This window comes from Paenibacillus humicola (assembly GCF_028826105.1).
GTDB lineage: Bacteria > Bacillota > Bacilli > Paenibacillales > Paenibacillaceae > Paenibacillus_Z > Paenibacillus_Z humicola.
In genome coordinates, this window is the sequence record NZ_JAQGPL010000001.1 from 5,698,597 (window position 1) to 5,724,149 (window position 25,553).

A 25,553-nucleotide genomic window follows, 5' to 3' on the forward strand; every position below is an offset into this window, starting at 1 on the left:
TAGAGGCGGCACGGTTGGCCACACTCGCCGTGCTGGGCAGTGTTAAGCGCGCCATCGGCGATCTGGACCGCATTGCTGCCTGGCTGCGGGTCGACGGATATGTGCTGGCGGCGCCAGACTTCAATAGGACGACGAATGTGGTAAACGGCTGTTCTGCCCTTCTTCATCATATTTTCGGGCGCGAAGCCGCTCAGCACGCCCGCACGGCGATGGGCGTTGCAGCTACGCCGCTGAGCTGCCCAGTCGTCATTGCAGCGGAGCTGGCATTGAAAAAATAAACGGCCGTCAAAAGATGACAATCCTTGCGTCTCGGCGAATAATCTGAGGATTGTCATCTTGATTACAGTTTAGGTATTTATGTTTCGATAAATCGACTGGATGGTTCCTTTCGTATTTAGGTGCACCGCTGTATTGGGCTGTCCGTGAGCGACCAAAAGTTACTGTCGTTGGCGTTTAATTTCTTCGCTTTGACGGATGATCTCGTCAACGACGTGCTCGATCGGTGCGGTGGCGTCGATTATGATTCCGTTTTTCGGAATGTCTTCTTTCGTATGGTGCAATCGCATAATGAGTTCCCGTTCCGCCTTCTTTCCGCCCCACTCATTTTCCGGTCGCCCGTCAAGCCGCCGGTTCAATATATCAAGATCGACCTCGAGGACAAATACGCCGTCAAATAGGTCTAAAAATTTTGAAAAGTTCCTCGAGCCACCGCAGAAAAAAGTTACCGCCTCATCCTGGTTGGCGATCAACGCTTTTACTTTATCTACATGCCAAATGTGGTGCTCGTGCGTGACGCCATCCGTCGGTGTACCCGTTTCCGGATCGCCTTGATAAGCCAATTCACGGTCACCATTAATGGCATGGTAGCCGCGCCGGTGCAATTCTTTGCAGACTGAAGTTTTGCCTGTGCCGGAAACGCCTTCAATCAAATAATTCTTGATGCCCATAGTGACCCTCCATTTAGCCGGATAAACACAATATACTGGATATGTCTATCTGTCTGCTAAACTGCCAAACAGTTGAGTGAAAAATAGAGCAGCTCCGCCGCGGCGGCTTAATTTTCGTTAGTACACCACAACTTCTTGAGTTATAGGTATTGCTGTATAGCTGACTAACCTATTATTATTTAAGATGCATTTATGTTCAAAGCACCTTTCATTGCTCAATATTGCTGGCAAGAAATGAGGAATCATTTCTCCAACACCAAAGTTACCCTCAGATAAAATCCAGTCTATTGGTTTCCAATCTAGAATACCTTCATCTACTTTTGAAGGAGTCAAATAGACATATTCGTGTGGTAGTTCCGCTAAAAATGCATACATGCCTCCTGAATGCCTTCCATCGATATCCCACGTAACGATTCCTTTATATTGAATATTCAATAGTTCAATTCCGGTTTCTTCAAATGTTTCACGCACTACACATTCTAACGGTGTTTCGTTTTCTTCAATTTTACCTCCTACACCGTTCCAGAGTCCCTTTGCTGGAACAAAATCTCTATTTAACAAAAGCAAATTGTTATTTTGTTTGACGAAACATATCGTATATTGAAGCACTTAACCACTTCTCTCCACATTATTTCCATATACATTCTGTTCGAATATAATTCAAAATGCCTTCCTTAGCTAAGCGTCAACTGCATTGCTATCATCAAGCATTTTCAATAATTCTATGGATATTTCATCTACTTCACTAGCCCTGTCGGATTTGCTGGGGTTATGGTTATATGCAATATCAATTAAATCTTGTCTTAATTCTGATACAGTTGTTGGGGGTAGTTCACGTACCAAGACGGTTAGAAGGAAAAACTTCCACTCTCCATCATTTGTCTGTAGTATTGTTTTGATGTGTGGTACCAGTTCCTGATTGAATGGAAGCAAAATATCCCGAATCTCAGTTGCTACAGGCCAATTCCCATCTTGAAGCCAAACCAGTAGTTCAGCAATAATTGGCCGAATAGTATCCTTATCAAGTTTTTTTAATTCTTTTGTTCGATCAAAATCATGTTTATGTTTAGGAATAAGTTCCCTTACATCCATTTCTACACCTCAAGTCATTTGAATAGTTTAAATATCGTTTCCGTTGAAGCGGGCTGCCTGAATCGGCAGCTAAGACTCACACAATAACAGAGCTATTGAAATTCCTTTCTCAAAGTCGTTTCGCATAACAATGTCTAGCCTTTCCCCCGTACATCGGTCGGGTAAACTGGAGGGTAAAACCTGCAGCTTCCAGATTCTTTATACTCGGAACATTTTCAGGATGAACAGTTGAATATAAGTATAAACAATCTTTCTCCCTTGCCCGCTTTTCCCGTAAGTCATGAAAGCATCTTTGTAAACCGAGACCTCGTGCAGATTCATGGACTACCGTTGAATCCAGTACGGCAACTTTGGACAATTCCTTCTCTGGCACCCCGAATTCCCTCCCAAGATTACGCTCGCTCATACCGGGAAATGCCAGAACAGAATATGCAACGAAAATCCCATTAAGAAAAGCACCGTAAATTTCGCCTTTTTCTTCAATGTGCTCGTCTATATATTCTTCGTCATCCATAGCAAAAAGATCTTGGGAAGAAATCCGAGAAATTACATCCATCATTAGCGCTCGTACATCTCTTACTTCCTGGTGACATAATCGGCGTATCTCCATTTCGGAGCTGCCTCTTATCCGCATAGTTGGAATTCCCTTCACTTGAATTCGATTCCAATTATTAGTATCCCGCTCTGTTAGTACAGTGAAGGTGCCACTCGATCCCGGGCCCCCCGCATTGAACTCTTGTATCCGTTAATTCATGAGATCTTTCTTACGTAAAGCTTCTTGAAATAAAGCCAGATTAGCCTTTACCCAGGGAATATTTAATGCCTGACCCGGATCGAAAAACCTCTTCCCTTCGTTTCATCGTTACTTTCGAAATTATCTAATCCTATAATTTTAGCCGTATAAAAAACCATATAGCTTTCTGGGTAAGGATATTTCCAATGTGGAGGCTTTTCACCATTTAACCTAATGAGCTCATGTCCGATGAGTTCTGCAGATTCGATTCTCGCGCCAGTTTCTTCAAATAATTCTCTTTTCATTGCTTCAAATGGAGTCTCCCCCGGTTCAATGTGTCCTCCTGGAATATCCCAGCCTCTGTCGGTTAGATTTGTTAATAATAGCTCATGATCTCGAAAAGCAAGAACAAACGAACAGGTTATATTTTCTTCAATGGGAAGGAGATCCGAAATGACTAAATAAGTTTCATTTGGCAATGGTATTCCGTCAGCATTCTTCTCTTTCCGAACAATTTTCAATAAATCTTTACCTCGCTTCACGTACTTCACTAATTTTAAATGCAAGTTGAATGAGCTCATTTCCGAGCAATTGGTTCAATGAAAAAGTAAAGGGTGTGGCAGAATCACCTGTCCACACCGCATTTTTATACCTTGATCGTTTTCCACTTTCCCTTTTTATAACGGTATACAATTAAGAATGACCTGATCGACTGGTCAACTGCAATTGCAATCCAAGCCCCTAAAATCCCCCATTTAAATAAATTCACAAACAATAAACTTAGAACCACCCGGAATCCCCAGACGCCAATAAAAGTGGAGTAAAGCGGGAATTTCGTGTCTCCTGCTCCTCTTAGGGCCCCGGAACATACTAATTGGGCGGCCTGGGCCACTTGTACAATCCCTACCATACGCAAGGCGATGGCCCCCTGCCTGATCACTTCTGGATCATTGGTGTAAGGAATCATGATGTAAGGAGCAAACAAGAGAAATAAAATGCCCACTGTCCCCCCAAGCAGCATACCTAATTTAGCTGTTTCCCAGCCGAACTTATCGGCCAGTTCCGGCTTTTTAGCCCCTAATGCTTGGCCAACCAATGTGGTTGCCACAATCGCAAAAGCCATACCCGGCATAAAAGTCAATCCCAGCACACTAAATGAAATCTGGGTTGCAGCATAAGTGATTGTTCCAAGACCTGCAACAACTTTAACAAAAATGATTTGTCCACCTTGCATCGCAAATTGTTCACCTGCAGAAGGAAGACCAATCTTAAAAATTTTGCCGATCACCGAGCGATCAAAAATCCAAAAGTTTTTCAGCGATAGTTTCACCGTAAATTTTCCGCTAAATAATACATAAATCATCCAGATAGCGGCGATGATGCGGGCCACCGTTGTTGCAATGGCCGCCCCGGCTAAACCCATTTTCGGGACCCCAAACAATCCGTAAATCAACGGAAATCCTAACAGAACTATCAAAATATCAGACAGTACATTAATTTTCATCGGTGTCCGAGTATCACCAGCGCCTCGCAGGACCGCCGACAAACTCATGGCAATCGTGGTAAACCCTAACGAAAAAAAGATGATCCGCGTATAGTTGACTCCCTCAGCCAAAACTTCAGGGGCCGCTCCCATAAAATAAGCAACTGTTTTGCAAAAGTGGTACCTAAGCAAACTAACAGAATTGCGAGAAACAGATTAAGCAGAAAAGTTTGCTGTGCCGCCCGATTGCCTTCTTCAAATTGTCCGGCACCAATGGAGCGTGCTACGATAGCAGTGGTCCCAACATTTAATGCAGTAAAAATGGCTAATGAAAAAAACACCGGTTGATTCGTTAATCCAACAGCCGCCACGGCTTCAGGACCGACGCGTCCTACCATCATCATATTAATCATTTGAACGAAATTCAGTAAAATCATTTCGGTTAAAGAGGGAGCCGCCAATTGCATCAACCGTTTTCGAATGACTTTCGGGCCCCCGGCTTCTAACGAGGGGATCTCGTCTGGTTCCAATCGCTTGCTTTTCGGTTTCACACGCTTCTGTACAACCCCTAATTGTTTTTGAAGCTTTGGCATATCAATGGGAGTCTCCCCCTATCCTATTATTATTGATAAGGCTTCCTATAGGCTTCTTGCAATCTTTTTGGGATCAGACCAGGCTGAACGGAGCCACCGGGGGACTGTCAACCCTTGGAACTGGAAGGACTTCAATATTTGTACTTGTAATGAAAACCTATCCGCATTCAAGCAAATATTGCGGGATCATTTCTTCTTCCCTCATTTCAGTCCCTAATTGTGCAGCCAACTTCAACACCGCTGCCTTGGGACAAGGGCGGAGTAAAGCAGGTTCAGCCATTTACTGTACCTCTTGGATTCCACTTACGCTTGATGTACTCGATTGATTCTTTTAATATTCCTCATTATACCATCTCGAAGAATTTCTTTATTCGCTTCTTCGTCAAAAATATTGTGATTTCCTTTATAAAAGCAAAAAAGAACACGGCCCATTGATTCAGCATTGGACAAGCGGTAGTATTGGAGTTCAGAACAAGGAAATTTCGGCATACACGAAAAAGAGCCTTCGCCGCGTGCAACGGCAAAGACTCTAAAGATAAAAAGGCTGTGGACACCCACGGTGCGCAAAGTATGAACTAAGCGAGACCCACCGTTAGGGAGCCAACCTAATTACGCGGTGGGTTTTCGCTTGTTTAGCTTTTGTTTTAATCGATAAGCAGCAGCCTGTCTTTATGATACTAGCCTAAATCACTTAAACTATTATTCCTACTCCTCAACTTCAAAAATGGAGTCAATGATAATTGGAAGATTGTCTCTAACTGAGACAGCTCCAAACACTGAACGTGCATGGACACCCTTTTCCCCAAACACATCCAGCATGAGATCAGAACAGCCATTTAACACTTTATGATGTTCTTCAAAATTAGCATCAGCATTGACAAAACCCTGAATTTTAACCACGCGTTTCACTTTCTCCAGAGAGCCTAGAGCCGATTTCAGTACAGCTAAAATTTCAATCCCAGTCTGCCGTGCAAAGTGATAACCTTCTTCGGTTGTATAATCTTGACCCAGCTTACCTTTAGGGTTTCCTGCAGACCCCTTGCCTGAAACAAATAATAGCCCGTTTACTTTAACGAAGTTGGCGTACTTAGCTGCCGGTTCGCTTGCATTGGGTAGAACGATTCCTATCGCTGCTAATCTGCTGTCACTCTTATTTCCCCCGCTCATTAGGATTGAAAAATTAAATATCCGCATTGTACCGCCATCAACGGGAACTGCAGGATCAATTTTTCCGCCGGGCAAAATCCAAGCGGAACGCCACTACTGGTGGCCGAAATCGGCTCAGCTGTCACCGTTGACTGTTTTTACTAAATTGTTCATTGATGAAAATCATTTTTATTCAGATTTTCTATAACATCAATTTTGTCCTGCACTTCCTGGGTGTTAAAGTATTCCGCACTTTTTATCAAGTAATCCTTAAGCGCCTTTTTGTCGTCACTGGTTTTGTTTGCATAACTTTCACTTCTTATTTTTTCAAGCCCACCAGTTATTAGGGCCATAATTTCGATTCCATTGCGTTCTTCATCTTTTAATTTATTCAAGCTTAGGTACAATTCTTCACCTTCAGCCACAATCGAGTCAGAATAATTATCATATAAATTTTCAAAGAACACCGAAAAATCCACAAACATATTAAAGATATTATTAGATCCTATGCTGCTAATTTTTTCATAATTGGAATAAGAATATATTGGTCCATATAATAGAGTTAATTCTCGATGCATATTGCTTAACTCTTGTAAATCCCTCTGGTAATAATTGAATTCTCTTCCCACTTCGCCAAAGTATATTTTCCCATCACCGATGTCTTGAGTTAGTGTCCTATGGATGGAACCAATTCTGTAATTTTGAAACATCGTAATCAAGAGCAGCGTCAACGGCAGCCTCATATTTCTTTGAGTTTTTGTAATTGATTACATTGATTGTTACTGAAATTATTAATAATGCAACGGCTATTATGGCTGCAACCTTATAGATTTTCAATGTTCCACCCCTTTTTATCTATAAATTTGCTTTTCGAACTTGGCTTTACCACAACTGGCTGCACCTAAAGCGTCCTTATCTCCTACCCAAAAAGACACAGCCTTTTAAACCTGCTCAAGCTGCGCCTAATTTTTGTGTTATCTTGTTTTAGAATACGCATTACGAGTGAATCTCAGGAGTTCAAAAACCTATAAATTGCATCTTTAAAATTTTCTGGTTCTTCGAGATGTGGACTATGATTGCTGTCCTCAAAAACATGAAGCTTTGAACCTGCTACTAGGCGATGTATTTCATCCGAAAAAGCAAGCGGGCACTGAACATCATACCTACCGCACATTACTAAAGTTCGTGTTTTAATTAAATTCAGGCTGTCTCGAATATCGAACGAAGCCAGATGCCGATTATAATAATCCAACCGCTTTTGAACGGTTCTGCCGCTGCTCGGTTTACTGAAATACTTGTCCCATTTATCGGAATAATGCAAGGACATTTCAGTCCATTCTCGTGCTGAATGAGCTTTTAATTCATTACTTGAATCGGTTGATTTTAGAATGGCGAAAATTTCAAGAAGACGATAATTATTAGGGTTTTCCCTGCAATAAATGCTACTTTCGATCGCATGTACTCGTTTGAAGCTGCAGCTCCTACGACAATTAAATGATCAAGGGTATCCGCGTAATGGATTGCATAGATAAGTCCCAGCATCCCGCCTGTTGAATGCCCCGCAAACGACCATTGTTCATAACCGAGCGAAGTTCTTATTGCCTCCAGGTCCTCAACGGTTTCCATCATGCTAAGCTCGTTATCTTCTGCGGCGCGGTCCGAGTTCCCGCAATCCTTCAAGTTAACCAGAATCACTTTCCCTTGTTCCGTGAAGAGGTCTGCAAAATAATTCCCGCGTTTCGTAAACGCTGAATAGTAATGCGTCACGCATATAGGGTTACCTTCTCCTGCAATAAACACTTCGAATAATCCTCGAGTGGTAGATATCATTTTCGATTCCCAGGCATTCAAGTAAACACCTCCTCGTCAGTTCATTTAAAACTGCCGCGCGGCGAGTAGTTCAACACGAGATACACCGCCTGAATAAAGAAGCTAAGCGATTATAGGGTTCGTTTTAATTTCACTTCAAAATTCGGATTAGAGCGCTGCGCGAGATGCACTTCTGAATGCAGTTCAAAGAAACCGCTATCAATCCAAATCTTAATTCATTTTATTATCCTTTATTTCAAGTATCATTTTTTTAATTTCGTCCATCTTTTTTATCATCGAATATTGATTTCCGATCATGATCACGATGCTGGTTATAAATATGATAACAATTAAAATCGCCATTATTCTTCCTCCACTTTCTCATGCTCTGATGTCTAGCTTTTACAACATTATAACCGTACAAGCAGATAATCACAGTTCCAAATAAATTCCTTTTTACATCGAGTTGAAAAATATGTACATGATGCGGATCCCTTAGAAGTATTTTATTGTATAAAATGGAACCGTCAATCTCAACATAAGGAGAGCGGAAGCGTTGCTTAACATGAGTTACTAAAATTTAAATAAGGGAGTTCCACTTTATGACCCATATATCCATGAATAATCACGTTGTTACACTGATTAATGTATTCACAGTTGATCCTCAAAATCAGGAACGTCTAGTCGAGTTACTTACCACTGCAACAGAAGTTTCAGTGCGGCACGCGTCCGGATTTATTTCTTGTAGTCTCCATCGAAGCACGGACGGGACTAAAGTGACCATGTATGCTCAATGGAGAAGCGCGGAAGATTACCAAGCAATGCGAAATGACCCTAAACCCCTTCCGTATCTTCAGGAAGCATTGACGATCGCCACGTTTGAACCGGGCATGTATGAAGTCGTCAAAACATTTGAACCAGCCAATGAATAAGAGTCCCGCCAGCATTTTAACGAATATATTCGAATGCGTTCAATAACCCCACTTCCGATTGTTGAGCGAAAAATGGAGCAGCTGCGCCGCGGCAGCATGCTCCATTATTAGTTACCTTTTAGGGGAATGCGGTTTCCATATGTCTCACAGCCTCGTGATAGGGTCGCACATCATTTATTTAACAAAGGCTATTGCCGTAGCATCCGTTAATTTCACTAAGACCATCAGCCATTATTTATCAAATACTCTACCTTTAACAAGAATGTATTTTAAAGATTCCTGTTTATTATTAATGAAGGATGGAGTAAAAGTCCATGTATATTCAACAGAGCCATCTTTCTTTACAGCCGGGCGTGTTCGGTAAGCATTGTCTAATTGCGCGGAGTTACCAAATAAAAAATAAGGATGAACGTCTTCAACACCTTTTGGTAAATCGGTTCCTGTTATATTTTTTGATTTAATTGTAATTTTGTAATTAGCCATATCCAACACGTAGAATATTGGCATAAAAGCATTGTTGCTCTTTACAGGACCTTCTCTATGATCAAGGTCTTCATAATTTTTAATCAGGTCGGTTTGCATTAAGTTGTCACCGGTTAAGGTGTACAGTTTATTCGAGGAATCCCATTCGCTTTTAATGTCAAGGTTTTTAATCAAATACCCCAGTGGAATAAACATGGAACTTTTATACAGGATCGGAACGGTATTAGAACTCTACCCTTGCGATCTCTTATAATCGCTCCGCCAGTTACAACAATTCTCATGAGATGGTAACCTCTCCGCTCCCTAATATTTTAATTTCAACCAGACTTCGTGTTTATTGATTCGAAGCCGGAAGACCTGTCCACGCATGAGCAGCTTAAACTTCAATCCAGTTATTTCCGAAATAATTTTTTTCGTCTTCTGCCTCTCCAATACCCAATAAACAAACCAACTAAAGATAACGCGGTAAGGTTAATCCATATATAAGCGGCTAAATCCCGTTTCCGCCAGGCCTCGACAAGCTGTCCTGACTTTGCACGTTTTTCAATTTCCTTCACGACTTCATCGTTCGAATTAAATCGTTGTTCGGAAGAAATCAACGGTAAATCTATGCCCCCAGCAACGATCCCCATCGGAGGGAAGTAAACCGCCCACGTTTGTTTTGTCCACCGATCCAGTTTATAGGCAACAGACGCATTTCCTTCTATCGGTCGATTGGGTCCCACCTCTGACCAACGAAAGCTCCAAGAACATAATAAGAAGACTACCAGCGCAAGAAAAAACCACTTCAGAATACCGCCCCCAATGAAATCTATTATTATATTTACAATTCATTACCCACTGATATCAAGGGGTTTATGCCTCATTCTCTCCCTTCACCATGCCGAAACGTTTAATTCCGGCCACTTGCTTTTCCACTTCGTTACTTTCTGATCATAAATGTCTTCCGTAATCAACGTTTTGTTCGGCCGCAACGTAAGGCTGAAAAGATCCGCCAGCCCGAAAGGGGCGTACACGTGCCATTTGCCATGTTGTTCAATACGCACCCCTAAAGCGGTGGCTGTCGTCGGCCACGTTGCAATCGCTTCCTCAAGCGAACGATAAGGATTCAATCTGATCCCGAATTTCGACTCGTACCAGAGATGGACTCGGGCTTGATTTTTGACATCGATAGGCAGCGGAACGACTTCGAAACACATGGCCGCCTTTTTTACGATTCGATCCTCCCCTTCGAAGCTGAGATCGGCATCGTCAAAGTATACAAGATCGATATCCGATATCCCGTACGTCAAGGATCGTCCCGTAAAATGGTTCCACACGGTCTGTGTAATGCAGCCGGCACCTATAAAATACGATTTGAGCTCCAAAGTTCGGGCTTTATTGAATATCTCCCTCAGCAATTCGCTGCTCTCGATGATCGCGATCAGCCGATCGACGCTCTTTCCCTTTTTCATAGCTTTTTTCCTTTCAGGCGTTCGACTGTAGGTAATCTTCATTTGAGCCTTCCAGCTTTTCGACAAGATAAGGGGCAATGGCTTCCATCACTTCATCCGGGATGTTTGACCCATTCAGCGCTTCAACTTCCACGACATCACCCAAGCCTTGAATTTGGTCTAGATGGATCAAGATGTCTCCAAGGACCAAGCGGGTTCTGGTTTTTGAAATGAGGACATATGGAACTTCCGAGCGTTGCAGCGCATGAACTAACGTTAGATCAGAAGGGCGTATGTACTCGAACGTAGCTTCAGTTCCTTCGAGAAACCGGTCATAGAGATAAACCCCGAAAGGTTCCCCATTCACGAGCCGAAATTTGATTCGTCGGGTATTTTCTCCGGATAGGAGACTCGGCAACCGAAAAATATAATCCGTCTGATTAACCCCTGTCGACTGAGGATGTGCCCCCAGCTGCCTCAGCACGCCGGCGACTTCCTCCAACTTGCAGCACAGCCCTTTCAGGTTTCTGTTTAACTTCACGATCCCATTTTGCTTTTCGAATGAAGTACGTTCATCCATGAACACCTCTCCTCCCGCTAATGCCTAAACTGCAATTAAAACGGTTAGACACGGGCTCGTCTTCTGTCTCCCAGGCAATGTACGTTCATCCTTCTCCTTCTGCAACCCCACTGACATCTTTTACTCAGCTAGGCGAGCAAAGGCTGCCGTTATGGCAGCCTCCATTCTGCTTACGTATTCGCTTAATAAGTCATTGTTATTGTTGAGGCAAGCCCATTGTACTGAAATCGAACATGATGCGTAAAGCTTCTAATCCGGCTGTTTCGCAGATAGTATTTGATGAATTCTCACGAACTCGCTTACTCCCCACTTAGATACTTGTTTTTTAACTTATCATTTAGCATGATAGTTTACTACAGTATTACTTGCTGGAGCAACTGAGCAATTAATCGTGAATGTTGTAGTTGTGATGTTAGTTACCCACACGCTCCCTATATTTGCTTGAGGGGTACAGACTACAGATGAGGGCGCATACCCTAATCCGTGAGTTACCGTAACAGAAGGAGCGCGGGCATTAATTATAGTCACACCATCAATTCCATTTTGATAGCTCGCAGTTTTTTGTGTTCCTCCCGGTAGACTTTGAACCAAAGCATTGTAGCCAGTCCATCCTGCCTTTACACTCCCAGCAGAATGAATCGGATTAAAGTAAATGGTTTCGAAAGCATTATTAATTTTGACATAGAGTTGAACGACTGTAGCGGTAAGATCATTTTGAGTGACTACTGCTGCTAAATCCGTTCCGAGCATACCATTTTGATTAGAAATATACAGTTCAATAACTGGTGGAGAACCCATTGCTCCTTGCTGTTTAACTCTAAAAAACACCTGAGCCCTCTGAGTGTTTGTATTACTGCTGTCCCCGGATATTAAACTTATTGTACTCATTGAATCTTGAAACTGTTGAGTAATTGCGACTTTACCAATTTGACTCCAATAACCTGCGCTGCTCCCGCCAGTATTCGGAGTAAAGAAAGTCATTCCAGTCACTTTTTTATCGTAAATATTAGGGACATTTCCCGTTATAATCGCCCCGTTAGTAACCGCCGCGTTAAAATCCCCGATAAAACTGAATTCTTGTGAGCCACCTAAAATTGTATTATTTCGAAGACGCATATTATCAGAAACGGCTAAATGCATGCCGAAACTGGTATATCCGCGGTTTATGAAATTATTCGAAACATCGTAGTTGCGAGTTGGCGCACGACTTACATATATAGCCCGTTCAAATAAACCATCAACCATCATGTTTCGAATAATTAAATCTGATGCAGGGACTGTAACCCCTGCGCGTACACAGGCAGAAAATCCATCACTAACCACTGCAATGTCTTGAAAAATAGACGAATCGACGATAACTGTCCCTATGGCGTCAAGATGCAGCCCGCCATTACCCTTAAATCTCGTCCCTTCAATGGTAACGTTTTCTACATTAGCTCCACCTGCAGCCAGCGCACGAACAAATTTTGTATTCGCAGAAGCGCCAAGCATTTCAATTTCGCCTCCAACAACCGTAACATCCTTGATCCCCGTGCTTAAATAAATAGCCGTGTCATACGTTGTTTTGAACATCGGGTTGATGATTTTAAGCCCCCGAGAGTTGGTTTGACCGGTAACAGCCCTGCGGTTTCCGAAGTAAGTCGGATTTGTAATCGTAAAATCAAAATCTGCACCGTATGTTGGATTACCCATACACCAAGCTTCAGAGGTTTCCCCACCGAGAACAGTATCGTTAGTGCTGCTGACACGTTTCGAACCGACTCCGTGCATATAAAAAGCCGTTCCCCATGGATAGAGGGCAAGGTTCTTGGATGACTTTCCATCCAAAGATTCCGCCCAGTCCACCATATGGCGAACGTGCCGCGTAAACGATTCTGTTGCAAGCCCGCCCAAACATATGTTAAACCGGACAAAATAACCATGGCCGCCAAATTGCGGTCTGAACGGGTCATAGGCTTGACACTTCTTAATAATCGGATAAATGCAAAAACTAAAATTGGTTGCATGCAGATTCCATCCCTCGAACACGCAGTTCTCAACTTGCGGCATCATGCAATTCGAGAATGAAAAAATATGCGCCCCGCCTGAACTGGTCGTAGTTGAAGGTCCGCCGGGGTTAACTTCACGTATCCGGCCGGCATTCATTATTTTAGGCTTTCGAATGAAAGAAAATTTTCGCACATAAGGCCCTGTAGAATAGTTCCATTCAGTTGGTTTTGCCAGCGTCAACGTATCACCATTTACCGAAACGATCATATTTATTTCATGATGGCCGATGATTTGAAAATCTTGGTTTGCATTCCAGGGAAAAATGACTTGGTAGTCACCAATTAAAATATATTCATTTGCAGAGAAGTCCGCTCCCAAGCCACTTTCAAGGTTAATTGTATATGTGTTTTGGTTGATTTGAGGATCAGCCACGGCGTAAATAATAGATTGTATTCCCTTGAACCAGAAGACCGGTGCGCCGTCCGAACTTGTTCCTGGAGTGGGATCTACGGTCAAACTAGCCCCATTCAAATCAATCGTTAATGATTTATTGATGATAATATTCGTTATTGTATAGGATACGTTTGGATCGAATTGAACGGTCGCAAATTCAACCGCGCTATCAATTGCCCTTTTTATTCGCTCTGTGTCGTCAGTTTCGGAGCCCATCCTTGGAAAACTTTCAACATAAACATACATAAGAATCGCCCTCCGATCTTTAAAACTGTCCCCCTCACAACTAGAATGGCACATTACGCCACTTCGAATGTTTTTAATAGATTCATTGACATCGACGTGATAAAAAAATTATATTGTACTCAGCTATTTTGTTTAGTGGAGAATAATTCGAAACATATGAAACACGAACATATGAAACACAAAACGGATTAATAGTACCGGCAAGTCTCTAGCACGGGTCTCTTAAGGAATATATATATTGTCTGAAGAAAAGTATTAGATATGTCAATTGTAATAGTAGGTCTATTATTGTATGCTAGATAGTCTCATTGGCAACTGAAAAGCACACAGATAAATGCTTTGCGCAAGCCTAAATTTTCTTTCTCATTGACCATCAATGTATGGTTCAAGATTTAAAAGTACCTAAAAGGGATGCCATTCGTATAACCACTTTTATCTATCTACCCGATAGCAAAACAAAGTAAAGGCGCATGCCGGGATCGACATGCGCTTCTACTTCAAAGAGCCTATTATATTTCTCGAGATGCTTCCGCATACTTTTTGAAGTTGTCTAAAATCGCCTGCCAGCCGGCCTGCTGCATCTCGATGGACTCCGCCGAAATCAAAGCCAAAGCTGCCGTCTTTCGCTTCCATTCTTGAAACAAATTTACCGCCGGCCTTCAGATCATTCTCGGCGTGTGCCAGTCGTCGGAAGTCTTGCTCCATTGCTTAATCTGCGGCCGCTCCATTTCAGGCGTAAGGCCTCCGCTCAAGGTTCATAGCGCTGCCCCGCGATGAAAATGTCAACTTTCCTGGCCGGCGGGGGCGTCTCCTCCACAACGTACAGGTAACGATCCTTCTTATAAAGAACATAATAAAGCATCGTGAACGGATGAAAGTAGTCGAAGCCCCTAATCCGGCAGCCGCATCGAAACAGGAGCCTCTCCCCTTCGGCGATCGTAAAAGGCAGCCGGTTGCTTCCGCACCAGTCGATGGTTAGCTGAAGCTCATACTCGCCCGGCTCTATTTCGAACAGCGCCTTTTCTCCGTCTTTGACCTCCCCCAACCGCACATCGCTCAGCAGGATTACATATTCCCGGATTCGATTGACCCATTGCGACGTTCTCGCGATCTCAATCGTAGCGGCCATCCACTCCGGCACCTCCCCAAAACATTCAATCCGGCTCGGTCCGCCTCATCGCTCTTGTACCCGTCAGCTGGAGAGTGTGTCCTTACGAGCAGGAAGCCCCGTCGTCAAATAAACCTGTATATTTCTCAATTCGCGGCGGTAGATGGAGCGGACGATAGGCGAAGAAAATAGCCGTTCTACCGTTCCTGCGAGCCCGGGCCTGCTGGTGAACTCCGTCGTCAAATGGAGATCGCAATGCCTGCCGTCGCCGGAAGGCTCTAACGTCCACGTTGTCGTGACGCCTGCCTTGTCGTCCCGCTCCCGAATGACTCGCCCCGGTTCCGGTTCCGTGACGGTCATTTGTAAGGACGACCTCACTCCCATGACGTTCATCTTCAGGCGAAACACGGTGCCGGGTCCGCTTCCTCCTTGCAGCACCTCAATCGTTTCGAATTGTTTGGGCAGGATGCCAAGGTGTTCTTTCATGTCGGTAACGACGCGATAGACGGCCTCGAGCGGCGCGTCGATTCTGCGTGAAACCGAAACTTGATAAGTTTTCATCCTTGTTTCCCCCGTCTTTTCACGATTGGATCCTAAGAACAACCTTAGCCTTTTCATTATGCTGTCGTACCGGGGAAGCTATAGAGCGATTCTACTTTTTTGGGAAATCGCCATATTCTTTTCGGAGCTTGCGCCCTCACAGCCGCCCTTAAGTCGCTCTCTCAGTCGGACCCTTAAGCTATTGTGCAAAAAATGCCTTTTTTCTTGTGTTCGATTCTTCTTTAAACCGTTCCGTTTCAAGCATTTTGTTAATCATGAAGTGCTCCTCTTGGCTAAGCGTCAAATTGTCCAATACCTGTAGATTCGATTTCAATTGATCCACCGTGGCAACACCGATAACGGCGGTCGAAACACTTGTATTTTGCAGATTCCATTTGATGAAAATATGGGCTAATTGCTGTTTGTCAAAAAATCCGGCTTCCTCCCCTACTGCAAAAAGCTTTCCTTTCATAAACAATTCTCTTGTTAAAATCCCCATCGATTTATCGTTTGCGGCCGGCACAACCTCATTTTCCATATATCGATCAGCCAAATTATAGTTGATGTAAATCGAATCAAAACAGCCTTTGTTTATTTGTTGCAGGTAAACCTCATTCCCGGAAAAAGTATCTGCGTTAGCAAATCGGATTAAACCTTCTTGTTTTAAGGCTTGAATATTGTACGAGATTTTATCCAGATATTCCGGATCGGCATCCAGAGCTTCTTTCATAAAAGCCAAATTCAATATATCGATCCTCTCCAGCTGCATCAGCTTCAATATACGAATAACTTCCATTCGCAGCAGTTGAAAATCGCTCATCTGGCGATTATTCGGATCATAACTGTAGCACATGCCTTCCGGTCGTGTCTGAATCAGTATCTCTTGGCTTGGGGCTAATTTTTTGAGCAGCCGTCCAAGTGCCTCTTTTTCCGAATCAATCGTCGCATCAAAAAAATTGATACCGCTTTCTAATGCATGGATCATAATTTCTTCACGGACGCTCCCCCCGAAATCGGGAAAAATATATCCGCGTGTGACCGCCTTTTCAAAATCATCCTGAAATCCCTTAATTCTTCCACCGGGATAAAATTCATGACCGCCTAACCCGAGCATCGAGATCTTCAACCCTGTGTTTCCATATTCTCTATATTTCATGTTTATTCCATCCCTTCCTTTTTTATTTGTTCCTTACTACTCACTAAATTTCGACGCTTACTATTGTTAACCTGCCTGATCGCAACGAAGGTCATGGTCGAGCTTGCGATTATGGGTAACACGTCCGCACCGGATGGACGATTTTACGAAAAGCCTCCTAAATTACAGTTTTCCGCTGCCGCTTCACCTGCTTGGGCGAATGCCGTATCGTCACTTGAACCGCCGGTGTCGGTCTTCTTTCTCTCCACCATATAGCCATTCGCGCAAGAGGGCAATAGCCGCTTTTCGCCGAGGAAGGGAACAAGCCGGGAAAAATGCGGGCAACGGCAAAAAGGAAAGCCGCCGCCGCGGCTCCCCTTTCGCTGTTTCGATCTTCATCTGCAAACGGGCCTTACGCTTTCAAATTGTCCGCGTAGACGGCCATGGCGTCGCGCATAAAGACGGCGAGGCCCTCTCCGAATTTATCGATGTTTTTCGTAAAGCGCGTATCGTCCACATACATTTGCCCAAGTCCTTTGAACGCTTCCGGCGGATACGTGCCGAGCTCGTTCAGGAAATCGTACCACAATTTGATCGCAGCCTGAGCCTGCGGCGAATCCGGCGGCATATGCCGGACCGCGGCCAGGTCCCAATAAATCTTGTTCATTCGCTCCTGGGTATCCTTCGGCATGCCCGCCAGCTTGGCATTCGACTTGTCGACCGCTTCATCTCCCCAGCGTTCGCGCGCCTCCTGCTCGTACGGGTTATGGCTGAAGTCGAAGCCTTCGAATTTCTCTTTATGGGTCATGTCCAGTTCTCCTTTCGCATGACGAATCGTTTTATCGAGCGTCTCGATCATCTTGTCGAGCCGGCTGCGCTTCTCCAGCAGCATGTTCCGCTGCATCGCGAGCGCCTCCTCCCGGTCAAACGACGGACTGCTCAGAATTTCGCCGATTTTCTTTAAAGGGAAGCCCAATTCCCGAAAAAAAAGGATTTGCTGCAGCGTTTCCAGATTTCGGTCGGAATACACCCGATAGCCGGCCTCGGTCGTCTCTTCCGGAATCAACAAACCGATCTCATCGTAATGATGCAGCGTGCGCACGCTGATGCCGACCAAATCGGCGACTTCCTTCACTCTCATCTGCGCCGTCCTCCCTTCACCACTTACTATAGAGTATCACGTAACGTGAGGGTCAACAGGGAAAACGAAAATTATTATTCAAGGCTTCTTTAAGGAGTTCTGAAAAGGGGATTATTTGGAAGCGGAAAGAGCGACAAATGCAGCCGTATTTGGGGGAAAATGAGTCGAAGAGGAACCCGCGGCGGCGAAAACAAGAAGTATCGGCCGACGCCGTATTTTCGTGTGGTTGAACAAGTTTCTTCCCGGCAAAAAGTTAAAAAACGGGAGGACACACGGCCCGCGGCCGGCGTACCTCCCGTTTTCCAAGGTTACAGGCTTAAATTCTTCATCGAGTGCTCCGGATAACGCATTCCGGCGGCGGCTCCCTTCGGAGCGGCGGCGTCGATGCTTGCCAATTCGTCCGGCGTCAGCCGGATCGCCAGCGCGCCGGCATTCTCCTCCAGGTACTTCCGGCGCTTCGTTCCCGGGATGGGGACGATATCGTCGCCCTGCGCGAGCAGCCAGGCCAAAGCCAGCTGCGACGGCTCGCAGCCTTTCTCCGCCGCAATCTCCTTGATGCGGTCCACCAATTCAAGGTTTTTGCGGAAATTGTCGCCTTGAAAGCGGGGCGAAGAGCGGCGGAAATCGTCCTCCGCCAAATCCTCGAATTTCCGGATCTGGCCGGTAAGAAAGCCGCGCCCGAGCGGGCTGTAAGCGACGAAGCCGATGCCGAGCTCACGGCAGACCGGCAAAATGTCGTCCTCTACGTCGCGGCTCCACAGCGAATATTCGGTCTGCAAAGCGGCGATCGGATGGACGGCATGGGCCCGCCGGATCGTTGCGGTCCCCGCCTCAGACAAGCCGAGATACCGGACCTTGCCTTCCTTCACCAGCTCGGCCATCGCGCCTACCGTCTCCTCGATCGGGGTATTGGGGTCGACCCGGTGCTGGTAATAGAGGTCGATATAGTCGACGCCCAGACGGCGCAGGCTCGCTTCGCAGGCGGACTTCACGTATTCCGGCCTGCCGTTGATCCCGAGAAACGAACCGTCCGCACCGCGCACGTTGCCGAACTTGGTCGCGAGCACCGCTTGGTCGCGGCGCCCTTTTAACGCTTTGCCGACCAGCTCCTCGTTCTTCCCGACCCCATACATATCGGCCGTGTCCAGGAAGGTGACGCCAAGCTCCATGGCGCGATGGAGGGTTCGAACCGCCTCGTCCTCGTCCCGCCCGCCGTAAAAATCGGACATGCCCATGCAGCCGAGCCCCAGCGCCGATACGTCAAGCGCGCCGCCAAGATTACGTTTCTTCATCATTAGGCAAAAACCTCCTTGCTGTAACGCGTTACAGCCATTTTTTGAGCGTTTCTTCGAGCGTGGTCCGCCCGGAAATCAGCTCGGTGCCTTGGCGCTCGAAATCGATCCATCCCTTGTTGAAGCCGTCCAGCATCTCAATCCGGCCGTGAAGCCGGTCCGGATCGCCTCCCTGGCTGACAAAAGCGGCGGCCCACTCGCTGCGCGGAACCTCGACCGCTTTTACTTCGCGCTTCAGCAGCCTTGCGAAAGCGGCGGCGATATCGTTCGGCGAATAAGGCTCGGGCCCCTGCAGCTCCAGATACCGGACCCCGTCCCAGCTCTGCTGCAGCGTCTCGGCCGCGATTTGTCCGATATCTGTCGTGGCGATCATCGGGATTTTGCGGTCCAGCGGGTGCAGAAAGCTGTACACCTGCCCGCCGCGCGCGGGCTCGACGTCCCAGAAGCAGTTGTCCTGAAACCAGGCCGCGCGCAGAAACGCGGACGGAATCGGCAGCTTCGCAAGCTCCTCCTCGAGAATATGAAGCGATTCGATAATACCCAGCCCTTGCGTGCGGTGAGCGCCGACGGACGAGAGCGCAACGAATTTCGGCACGCCGGCCGCTGCGAGCGCTTTGGCGGCCGCCCCGACGGTTTCCTTCGTCTCGGGGAATCCTTCCGACGGATAGAAAACCGGCGGATTCATATAAAACACGGCTTCCGCCCCGTCAAAAGCCGCCTGCAGAGCATCGGCATCGCGGTAATCCGCCAATGCGGCTTCGGCGCCGCGCTCCCGCCAAGCCTTCGCTTTCTCCTCATTCCGGACCACGACCCGGACCTTCCTGCCCTGCGCCAGCAGCGCTTCGGCTGCCGCGCCTCCAACTTGACCGGTAGCACCCATTATAACAAACATATTTTATCGCCTCCTCGTAATGGAGTCCATCTTAGCATGAGAAATTATAAATTACAATATACATTTTAATTTTTTTGTAACTTAAAAGCAAAAAAATATGCTCTCCCTGCCCGGACGGGGTAGCTTCCGAAGGGAGAACAGGCGGGATGAATAAATGTCCGTCCGGTACGTTGCGATGACGTCAGGCAAACAGTCCGTGCGAAATGAGGCGCCATATCGCTTCGAAGCGGCTGTCCGCTTCGGGCAGCTCCCATTCCGAGGCATGGGCGGCATGATGAAATGGCGTCGTGGCCGTATATACGGCTTCGGCCGCCATACGGACGTCCTGCCGCGCGATCGTTTCCTGCGATATGCCGTCTTCGATGATGGCGGCCAATTGGCCGAGCAGGCGGTCGCGATGCTTCTGCAGAGCGCTCGGCGCTTCCTTGACGAGCCCGGCGTACATCTCGAACAGCTCGGGATCCCGCCTCGAGCGGTTCCGTTTATAGGTGCGAAGGGTATCCAGCCAGCGGTAAAGCCGAAGCTCGGCCGGACCGTCCTCCTCGGCGACCGCGATCAGCGGGGGGAGGGAACGCTCCAGCCACCGCTCGACAACGGCTTCCTTCAGCGCCGCTTTATTGTCATAGAGCCGGTACAGGGCGGCGTGACTGACGCCGAGCGCCCGGGCGATGTCGGACATGTTCGTTTTCGCAGGCCCGAATTTGCGCAGAACCTCCTCAGTCGTATCCAGAATCCGTTCTTTGGACAAGACTTCGTCTGCCATTGGACTTGCACCTCCTTTTCCCAAACGCCGTGGGCATCGATCTTTTAAAAACGATCTTAGCACAACCGTCCGCAGGGGACAAACGGCAATTTCCGGGGCGGCCGCAAGCGAAACGTCCGGAGGGTCTTGAAAACGGCAATCCGCCCTTACCCGGGTACTAAGGCCGGATAAAGGCGGATCTGCGAGAGCCGTGCGAAGCAAACTCCGCACGAAGCAAGAGCGGCTTCTGCCGGCAGCCTCCCGCCGGCGAACCGGTCAGGAGAGCGTCGCCTGCACGTTCCCTTCGACGAATTCGGCCCATTCGAATACAGCACCTCGGCCCCGTTAGCGGCCTCTGCCGGCGCTGCTCTTAATCGGCAAGCTCCGGGACGACATTCGGCGGGGTGCCGCCGGTAACGGCCAGCACGAGGTTGCGGGCCGCAAGCATCGCCATGTCGAATCGGGTGCGGGCGGTCGCCGACCCGATATGCGGCACCGTGACGACATTCGGCAGCTCCAGCAGCGGATTGTCCGGAGAGACCGGCTCGCGCTCGAATACGTCGAGCCCCGCCGCGCGGATCCATCCCTCCCGCAGCGCCTCGGTCAAGGCTTCCTCGTCGACCGTCGGTCCGCGCGAAGCGTTGATGAAGATGGCGCTCTCCTTCATCATCCGGAATTGATCGCGGCCGATCATGCGGGTCGTTTCCGGCGTAAGCGGCGTCATCAGCAGTACAAAATCGGATGTCCGCAGCAGCTCGTCCAGGCTCATTCGGACCGCGCCGTACTCCCGCTCCGCGCTTTCCCTGCGCGACCGGTTGAAGTAGCTCACGTTCATGCCGAAGCCGAATTTCGCCCGGCGTGCGATCGCATCGCCGATCCGGCCCATGCCGATGATGCCGAGCGAAGCGTGATGCACGTCGACGCCGAACAGCTTCTCGTTGTCGGCGGGCTTCCACAGCCCGTCCTTCACGTAACGGTCAAGCTCGGGAATCCGGCGGGCGGCGCTCAGTATCAAGGCGAAGACGAGGTCGGCCACGGTCTCGTTCAGGACATCCGGCGTATGCGTGCCGATTACGCCGCGCGCTTTCATCGCTGCGGTATCGAAGTGATTGTACCCGACGCTGATCGTGCTGACCGCCTTCAGCATAGGCGCGGCTTCCAGGAAGCCGGCGTCGATTCTCCGGCCCGACGTCAGCAGGCCGTTCGCCCGCGACAGCTGCTCGCGAAGCGTCTCCGGCGGGACCGGTTCCTTGCGGTCCCAAATCGAATAATCGCAATGACCGGCGATATGGGCTTCCGCTTCCCCGGGAATCGGTCTGTCGATAAACACGTAAGGCTTCATGAACGCTTCGCATCCCTTCTATGGCCGCTCGTCCGGTGAAATCCGGACTGATTGATTCGTTCGATTGCGTAATCCAGGCTTTGCTCCAGCGCCGCCTTCGCTTTCCCGGCGTCGCCGTCGATGATGCCCCGGATGACTGCCGCATGCAGGTTGTACAGCGTCTCTTTGGCGCCGGGCATCTTGAACAGATGCAGCCGGTTGGACTGAAGGTTTTTCTCGAAGACGTCGGATACGACGAATAAAATATCGGACAGCGTTTTGTTGCCGGCCGCATCGGACATCGCCTGGTGAAAATCGAGATCGGACTGAATCTGAACGTCCAGATCGTCCGACAGCAGCCCTTCCAGCGCCGCCTGCATCCGTTCGATATGCGCGGTCGTCCGCCTCTCGGCCGCCAGCACCGCAATGCCTCCCTCCAGCACCTTGCGCGCTTCGAGCAGCTCGATGTTCGTGGAAGCCGGCAGGAGGAAGAAAGGATAAAAATTCGCCAGCAGATTGGCGATATTCGGCTTGCGCAGCGTCGTGCCTTCCCCAGGCTTCGACTGAATGACATCGAAAAATTCCAATATGCGCAGCGCTTCCCGCACCGACGTCCGGCTGACCTGCAGCGCCTCGGACATTTCCCGCTCGGGCATCAGCTTGTCGCCGGGCTGCAGGTTGCTCTGCACGATTTCATCCCGAATTCGCAGGAGAACGTCCTCGAATTTGCGATTCGTTCTGGGGATAGGTTTCAAGACATCCAATCCTTTGAAGAAAATAAATTACACGTTCATCTTATCATTGATCGGCTGACGGTGTATATATTCGCCTCGCCCTTCCCGGCCGACGTAAGCGCCCTGCCGGGCGATAAGCTCGCCTCTCGACAGAACATAGCGGATCAGGCCGCGCACTTCCTTCCCTTCGAATACGTTGTAGTCGACGTTCTGCTGCTGAGCCGCCTGCGTAATGACGCGGGTTTTGTTCGGGTCCATCACGACAAGGTCCGCGTCGGAGCCGACGGCGATCGCGCCTTTCCGCGGATACATGCCGAACAGCTTGGCCGGATTGGTGCTCGTAATGCGGACGAACGTCTCGATCGAAATCCGGTTTTCCATCACCCCGTGGTGAAAAACGACGGCGTATTGATCCTCGATCATCGGCACTCCGTTCGGCACCTTCGAGAAGTCGCCGCCGCCCCTCCGTTCCTTCTCCGCGTAATGGAACGGGCTGTGGTCGGAACCGATCGTGGACAGCGTGCCGCCGGCCAGCCCCGCCCACAGCTTCTCCTGGTTCCACCGCTCGCGCAGCGGCGGCGAGCAAATATATTTGCTGCCGTCCTGCCGCTCCAGGTCGGTGATATCGAGCGCAAGATACTGCGGGCACGTCTCGCCGTAAACGCGTTTGCCCGCCGCTTTCGCCGCGGCGATTTCGTCCATGCACAGCGCGCTGCTGACGTGCACGATATAAAGCGGCGCGTTCGCCAGATCGGCGATGGCGATCGCCCGGTGCGCAGCCTCGGCCTCCAGCTCGGGCGGGCGGCTAAGGCTGTGATAGATCGGGCTCGTCTTCCCTTCGCGAAGATGCTCCGCAATCAGCCGCTCGATCACGTCCCCGTTCTCCGCATGAACGTTGGTCATGATGCCGAGCCGGCCCGTTTCCTTCATAATTTCGTACATCGTGCCGTCGTTTACCTGAAACACGTCTTTATAAGCCATGAACAGCTTGATCGAGCTGACGCCCGCTTCCGCCAGCTTCGGCAGGTCCTGCAGCATCGCTTCGTTGTAATCGTTAATGATCACATGAAAGCCGTAGTCGACATTGCACGGCTTCGCCCGTTCCTTCCATTCCATCAGGTCGCCGTAGAGCGACTGGCCCTCCCGGCGGTTGGTGAAGTTGATAATCGACGTAATACCGCCCGCGGCGGCCGCTTTGGAGCCGGTCGCGAAATCGTCCGCCGTCTTCAAGTCGGCGAAATTCCAGTCCAGATGCGTATGCACATCGATACCGCCAGGCAAAATGTAGCAGCCCTGCGCGTCAATGAGCGCATCCACGGCCGACTCCTCAGGCGGCAAGCTGCCGATCGCCGCGATTTTGCCGTCTTCGATCAGCATATCCGCCTTTAGGGCTCCTTCTTCGGTAACGGCGACGCCGTTTTGAATGAGCGTTTTCACCCTTATCCCCTCCATAACTTGCGGAGACCGGACAGCTCCATGCTCCCGCCCGGTCCCCTGCCTAAATGGATTTACAGCCCTTTGGCCGCGTCCTGTGCGATCGTCTGATCGTAAACCTTCGTCAGATCGACCTTCTTCTTGACGATCCCGTATTTCTCGGCGATATTGGCCGTGTTCTGGTAAGCTTCCGGATCGATCTGCCCGAGACTGCTCGCCGGTGCGCCCGGAGGCATGATCAGCTTGGCGATTTCGAGCAGCATCGTCTCCTGATGCTGGCGCGTCGACGAGCCTTGGGCGATTTCCTTCATGACGATGTCGATCGCTTCCTTCTGATTGGCGATCGCGTACTGCCAGCCCTTCAGAATGGCGCGGGTCGTCCGTACGGCCAGATCGCGGTTATTGGCGAGCCAATCCCGTTTCGCGATCAGCACGTCCTCCAGCATGCCGACGCCGGCATCCGCGAAGCTGAACGTCTGCACGTCTTCGGGCTTATAGCCGTTTTCCAGAATGACGTGATATTCGTTGAAAATGGCGCCCATCGCCACATCCAGCTGATCGTTCAGCAGCTGATCCATCGTAAAGCCCTGCTTGACGAGCTGTACGTTTTTCGCGCTCATCCCGTACTTGTCCAGGAAGGAGAGAAGCTGGAACTGCTGGCTTCCGCCCTGGTTGCCGACCCGCTTGCCCTTCATCTTCTCGGGCGAATCGATGCCCGATTTGGTTTTGGCCATCAGCAGCTGGCTGCTCTTCTGCAAAATTTGCGCAATCGCAACGATCGGAAGCCCGTGCTCCTGGTTGACCAGCAGGCTGTCGACGCCGGTGATGCCGATATCGGCGCTTCCGTTCACGACCTGCTGCTCGATGATGACGTCCGGGCCGCCCGGATGGATGTCGACGTCGATGCCTTCGTCCGCGAAGAACCCTTTCGCTTTCGCGACATAGATGCCGGCGAACTGCGCCTGCGGCACCCATTTCAGCTGAATGGAAACCTTGGTCAGGTCTTTGGGGGCGCTGCCGGAGCCGCCGGAATTGCCGCCCGAAGATCCGCCGGAGCCGCCGTCCGACGCGGAGCCGCCCGCATCGCCTGCCGGGGCGTTACCGCCGGACGAACCGCTGCCCCCGCCGCCGCACGCGGACAGCACAATCGACATCATCAGCACGAAGACCAGCGACAGCAAACTCGTTTTTTTCCATTTCATGTTTCTCTCCACCCCTGAACGTTTATATTTGGCTTGACTTGTACCCGGGCAGCTTAGAAGAACATTACCGTTTAGCCGTCGCGTTTTTTGGCG

25 protein-coding genes and 2 pseudogenes are annotated in these 25,553 nt (G+C 48.7%); 2 read left to right on the forward strand and 25 right to left on the reverse strand.

The features are described 5' to 3' along the window. Window positions 1–14: 14 nt before the first annotated feature. Window positions 15–278 carry a RidA family protein gene (locus tag PD282_RS26190; RefSeq protein WP_274654637.1) on the forward strand — a complete coding sequence of 88 codons (264 nt, stop codon included), beginning with the start codon at window positions 15–17 and terminating at the stop codon, window positions 276–278. Window positions 279–437: 159 nt separating this feature from the next. On the opposite strand, the gene PD282_RS26195 is transcribed toward PD282_RS26190, so the two are convergent. The 9 genes and pseudogenes from PD282_RS26195 to PD282_RS26240 form a co-directional block, all read right to left on the reverse strand. Next, window positions 438–947, reverse strand: coding sequence for an AAA family ATPase (locus PD282_RS26195; RefSeq protein WP_274654639.1), 510 nt, complete (start codon window positions 945–947; stop codon window positions 438–440). A gap of 117 nt (window positions 948–1,064) precedes the next feature. After that, complete coding sequence (locus PD282_RS26200; RefSeq protein WP_274654640.1) at window positions 1,065–1,556, reverse strand: NUDIX hydrolase; 492 nt, start codon at window positions 1,554–1,556, stop codon at window positions 1,065–1,067. 69 nt (window positions 1,557–1,625) lie between these two features. Next, window positions 1,626–2,039 (reverse strand): DUF5071 domain-containing protein, encoded by a 414-nt coding sequence (locus PD282_RS26205; protein WP_274654642.1) that lies wholly within the window; start codon window positions 2,037–2,039, stop codon window positions 1,626–1,628. 109 nt (window positions 2,040–2,148) lie between these two features. Next, the gene (locus tag PD282_RS26210; protein WP_274654644.1) at window positions 2,149–2,598 is read right to left on the reverse strand and encodes a GNAT family N-acetyltransferase; all 450 of its coding nucleotides are present in this window, start codon (window positions 2,596–2,598) and stop codon (window positions 2,149–2,151) included. Between the two features lie 257 nt (window positions 2,599–2,855). After that, window positions 2,856–3,338 (reverse strand): NUDIX domain-containing protein, encoded by a 483-nt coding sequence (locus PD282_RS26215; protein WP_274654646.1) that lies wholly within the window; start codon window positions 3,336–3,338, stop codon window positions 2,856–2,858. An 80-nt stretch (window positions 3,339–3,418) separates the two neighbouring features. Beyond that, window positions 3,419–4,848, reverse strand: a pseudogene (locus PD282_RS26220) (MATE family efflux transporter). 705 nt (window positions 4,849–5,553) lie between these two features. After that, on the reverse strand, window positions 5,554–6,015 hold the full coding sequence (locus PD282_RS26230) for a RidA family protein (protein ID WP_274655473.1): 462 nt from the start codon (window positions 6,013–6,015) through the stop codon (window positions 5,554–5,556). Between the two features lie 149 nt (window positions 6,016–6,164). Next, window positions 6,165–6,725 carry a hypothetical protein gene (locus tag PD282_RS26235; RefSeq protein WP_274654652.1) on the reverse strand — a complete coding sequence of 187 codons (561 nt, stop codon included), beginning with the start codon at window positions 6,723–6,725 and terminating at the stop codon, window positions 6,165–6,167. A 652-nt stretch (window positions 6,726–7,377) separates the two neighbouring features. After that, window positions 7,378–7,845, reverse strand: coding sequence for an alpha/beta fold hydrolase (locus PD282_RS26240; protein WP_274654654.1), 468 nt, complete (start codon window positions 7,843–7,845; stop codon window positions 7,378–7,380). 560 nt (window positions 7,846–8,405) lie between these two features. On the opposite strand from PD282_RS26240, the gene PD282_RS26245 reads away from it, so the two are divergent. Further along, entirely contained in the window at window positions 8,406–8,735 is a 330-nt protein-coding gene (locus tag PD282_RS26245) for an antibiotic biosynthesis monooxygenase family protein (RefSeq protein WP_274654656.1), read from the forward strand. A gap of 231 nt (window positions 8,736–8,966) precedes the next feature. Here the strand turns inward: PD282_RS26245 and PD282_RS26250 are convergent, their stop codons facing one another. The 16 genes and pseudogenes from PD282_RS26250 to PD282_RS26325 form a co-directional block, all read right to left on the reverse strand. Next, a complete protein-coding gene (locus tag PD282_RS26250; RefSeq protein WP_274654657.1) occupies window positions 8,967–9,317 on the reverse strand; it encodes a hypothetical protein in 351 nt (116 codons plus the stop codon). Window positions 9,318–10,093: 776 nt separating this feature from the next. Beyond that, window positions 10,094–10,714 (reverse strand): nucleotidyltransferase family protein, encoded by a 621-nt coding sequence (locus PD282_RS26255; RefSeq protein ID WP_274654659.1) that lies wholly within the window; start codon window positions 10,712–10,714, stop codon window positions 10,094–10,096. Next, on the reverse strand, window positions 10,686–11,231 hold the full coding sequence (locus tag PD282_RS26260) for a CYTH domain-containing protein (RefSeq protein ID WP_274654661.1): 546 nt from the start codon (window positions 11,229–11,231) through the stop codon (window positions 10,686–10,688). The genes PD282_RS26255 and PD282_RS26260 overlap by 29 nt, the downstream gene beginning before the upstream one ends. Before the next feature lie 333 nt (window positions 11,232–11,564). Then, window positions 11,565–13,919, reverse strand: coding sequence for a hypothetical protein (locus PD282_RS26265; protein WP_274654663.1), 2,355 nt, complete (start codon window positions 13,917–13,919; stop codon window positions 11,565–11,567). Between the two features lie 509 nt (window positions 13,920–14,428). Continuing rightward, window positions 14,429–14,644: pseudogene (locus PD282_RS26270) on the reverse strand (SRPBCC family protein); the annotation flags it as partial. Window positions 14,645–14,667: 23 nt separating this feature from the next. Next, complete coding sequence (locus PD282_RS26275) at window positions 14,668–15,048, reverse strand: hypothetical protein (RefSeq protein WP_274654665.1); 381 nt, start codon at window positions 15,046–15,048, stop codon at window positions 14,668–14,670. 63 nt (window positions 15,049–15,111) lie between these two features. Next, window positions 15,112–15,588, reverse strand: a complete 477-nt coding sequence (locus PD282_RS26280) for an SRPBCC family protein (protein ID WP_274654667.1) — start codon at window positions 15,586–15,588, stop codon at window positions 15,112–15,114. A 178-nt stretch (window positions 15,589–15,766) separates the two neighbouring features. Continuing rightward, window positions 15,767–16,723 carry an aldo/keto reductase gene (locus PD282_RS26285; RefSeq protein ID WP_274654669.1) on the reverse strand — a complete coding sequence of 319 codons (957 nt, stop codon included), beginning with the start codon at window positions 16,721–16,723 and terminating at the stop codon, window positions 15,767–15,769. Between the two features lie 391 nt (window positions 16,724–17,114). Further along, window positions 17,115–17,843, reverse strand: a complete 729-nt coding sequence (locus PD282_RS26290) for a MerR family transcriptional regulator (RefSeq protein ID WP_274654671.1) — start codon at window positions 17,841–17,843, stop codon at window positions 17,115–17,117. Window positions 17,844–18,151: 308 nt separating this feature from the next. Further along, window positions 18,152–19,135 carry an aldo/keto reductase gene (locus PD282_RS26295; protein ID WP_274655476.1) on the reverse strand — a complete coding sequence of 328 codons (984 nt, stop codon included), beginning with the start codon at window positions 19,133–19,135 and terminating at the stop codon, window positions 18,152–18,154. 31 nt (window positions 19,136–19,166) lie between these two features. Beyond that, entirely contained in the window at window positions 19,167–20,027 is an 861-nt protein-coding gene (locus PD282_RS26300; RefSeq protein ID WP_274654673.1) for an NmrA family NAD(P)-binding protein, read from the reverse strand. 181 nt (window positions 20,028–20,208) lie between these two features. Next, window positions 20,209–20,790, reverse strand: a complete 582-nt coding sequence (locus PD282_RS26305; RefSeq protein WP_274654675.1) for a TetR/AcrR family transcriptional regulator — start codon at window positions 20,788–20,790, stop codon at window positions 20,209–20,211. Between the two features lie 349 nt (window positions 20,791–21,139). After that, on the reverse strand, window positions 21,140–22,111 hold the full coding sequence (locus PD282_RS26310; protein ID WP_274654677.1) for a 2-hydroxyacid dehydrogenase: 972 nt from the start codon (window positions 22,109–22,111) through the stop codon (window positions 21,140–21,142). Beyond that, window positions 22,108–22,845, reverse strand: a complete 738-nt coding sequence (locus tag PD282_RS26315) for a FadR/GntR family transcriptional regulator (protein ID WP_274654679.1) — start codon at window positions 22,843–22,845, stop codon at window positions 22,108–22,110. The genes PD282_RS26310 and PD282_RS26315 overlap by 4 nt, the downstream gene beginning before the upstream one ends. A 27-nt stretch (window positions 22,846–22,872) precedes the next feature. Beyond that, complete coding sequence (gene hydA, locus PD282_RS26320) at window positions 22,873–24,261, reverse strand: dihydropyrimidinase (RefSeq protein WP_274654681.1); 1,389 nt, start codon at window positions 24,259–24,261, stop codon at window positions 22,873–22,875. A gap of 71 nt (window positions 24,262–24,332) precedes the next feature. Continuing rightward, a complete protein-coding gene (locus PD282_RS26325) occupies window positions 24,333–25,460 on the reverse strand; it encodes an ABC transporter substrate-binding protein (protein WP_274654683.1) in 1,128 nt (375 codons plus the stop codon). Window positions 25,461–25,553 lie beyond the last annotated feature (93 nt).

Coding starts and splice junctions, on each gene's coding strand:
- PD282_RS26195 (WP_274654639.1), bottom strand. CDS start 947: ATGGGCATCAAGAATTATTTGATTGAAGGCGTTTCCGGCACAGGCAAA.
- PD282_RS26205 (WP_274654642.1), bottom strand. CDS start 2,039: ATGGATGTAAGGGAACTTATTCCTAAACATAAACATGATTTTGATCGA.
- PD282_RS26210 (WP_274654644.1), bottom strand. CDS start 2,598: ATGATGGATGTAATTTCTCGGATTTCTTCCCAAGATCTTTTTGCTATG.
- PD282_RS26230 (WP_274655473.1), bottom strand. CDS start 6,015: ATGAGCGGGGGAAATAAGAGTGACAGCAGATTAGCAGCGATAGGAATC.
- PD282_RS26245 (WP_274654656.1), top strand. CDS start 8,406: ATGACCCATATATCCATGAATAATCACGTTGTTACACTGATTAATGTA.
- PD282_RS26250 (WP_274654657.1), bottom strand. CDS start 9,317: ATGCAAACCGACCTGATTAAAAATTATGAAGACCTTGATCATAGAGAA.
- PD282_RS26255 (WP_274654659.1), bottom strand. CDS start 10,714: ATGAAGATTACCTACAGTCGAACGCCTGAAAGGAAAAAAGCTATGAAA.
- PD282_RS26260 (WP_274654661.1), bottom strand. CDS start 11,231: ATGGATGAACGTACTTCATTCGAAAAGCAAAATGGGATCGTGAAGTTA.
- PD282_RS26265 (WP_274654663.1), bottom strand. CDS start 13,919: ATGTATGTTTATGTTGAAAGTTTTCCAAGGATGGGCTCCGAAACTGAC.
- PD282_RS26275 (WP_274654665.1), bottom strand. CDS start 15,048: ATGGCCGCTACGATTGAGATCGCGAGAACGTCGCAATGGGTCAATCGA.
- PD282_RS26280 (WP_274654667.1), bottom strand. CDS start 15,588: ATGAAAACTTATCAAGTTTCGGTTTCACGCAGAATCGACGCGCCGCTC.
- PD282_RS26285 (WP_274654669.1), bottom strand. CDS start 16,723: ATGAAATATAGAGAATATGGAAACACAGGGTTGAAGATCTCGATGCTC.
- PD282_RS26290 (WP_274654671.1), bottom strand. CDS start 17,843: ATGAGAGTGAAGGAAGTCGCCGATTTGGTCGGCATCAGCGTGCGCACG.
- PD282_RS26295 (WP_274655476.1), bottom strand. CDS start 19,135: ATGAAGAAACGTAATCTTGGCGGCGCGCTTGACGTATCGGCGCTGGGG.
- PD282_RS26300 (WP_274654673.1), bottom strand. CDS start 20,027: ATGTTTGTTATAATGGGTGCTACCGGTCAAGTTGGAGGCGCGGCAGCC.
- PD282_RS26305 (WP_274654675.1), bottom strand. CDS start 20,790: ATGGCAGACGAAGTCTTGTCCAAAGAACGGATTCTGGATACGACTGAG.
- PD282_RS26310 (WP_274654677.1), bottom strand. CDS start 22,111: ATGAAGCCTTACGTGTTTATCGACAGACCGATTCCCGGGGAAGCGGAA.
- PD282_RS26325 (WP_274654683.1), bottom strand. CDS start 25,460: ATGAAATGGAAAAAAACGAGTTTGCTGTCGCTGGTCTTCGTGCTGATG.